The organism is Bartonella sp. CL25QHWL, from assembly GCF_042195335.1.
In the GTDB taxonomy this organism is placed as follows: domain Bacteria; phylum Pseudomonadota; class Alphaproteobacteria; order Rhizobiales; family Rhizobiaceae; genus Bartonella.
Window position 1 is genome coordinate 1 of record NZ_JBHIOE010000093.1, and the last position, 699, is coordinate 699.

Consider the following 699-nt stretch of genomic DNA (forward strand, 5'->3'; position numbering starts at 1 on the left):
ATTTCACTGAAGACTACACGGTCATGACACGCCCGTGTCGTGACCGTGTCGGGCGCCGAATCAGCCTTTTTAACTCCAGAAATTAGGGTTCTATTTCATCTTTTGTTCGGGGATTTTTTTCTCCACCGGGAGGACGTTGATGAGATCGAAGATCAAGCTTCACCAAACCACCTAAGGAGATCAAGGATGAGTAGGAGGTATAGCAAGAGGTGGAGAGTTGGCGCAAGGACACTACAAGGGAGACTTCTTGAAGATTGAAGGGGGTTCTTTCTCTCTTCCTTTGTTCTTTCATTCGTCTTTCCTTGTGTACCTGCCCTAAAAGGCTAACTGGCCATAGTGCCTTGGTTATGAGCACTTGTGGAATCTATTCTTATACACTCTTTATCAATCAACTATGGAGTTCTAATTGATACTTGTGTTAATCTTGTGTTTGCATAACTCGATGTGTTTGATCCACACGGTTGTTAGGGTAAAACTCGATGTGTATTTGAGAACTCATAGATGCAACATTGCTTGTGAGCACACACTTGGATCATTGGAATGTATCTGGTAGGCACTTAGGGCAAGATAGCATGCAATAGTCTTTAGGGATCACCCCGGGGCATTACTCTCATACTGCTGAAACACTCGATCATAATCTTCCTACCTTCTACACCATTTTATCTTTCCTTTACTGTTTTGCAATTCAACTCTTACTCA

Annotated in this window: 1 protein-coding gene; it reads right to left on the reverse strand. The window is 42.9% G+C overall.

Annotated features, from left to right (window positions below; all coding sequences use genetic code 11):
- Window positions 1-82: 82 nt before the first annotated feature.
- Complete coding sequence (locus ACFILY_RS09630; RefSeq protein ID WP_375673377.1) at window positions 83-292, reverse strand: hypothetical protein; 210 nt, start codon at window positions 290-292, stop codon at window positions 83-85.
- Window positions 293-699 lie beyond the last annotated feature (407 nt).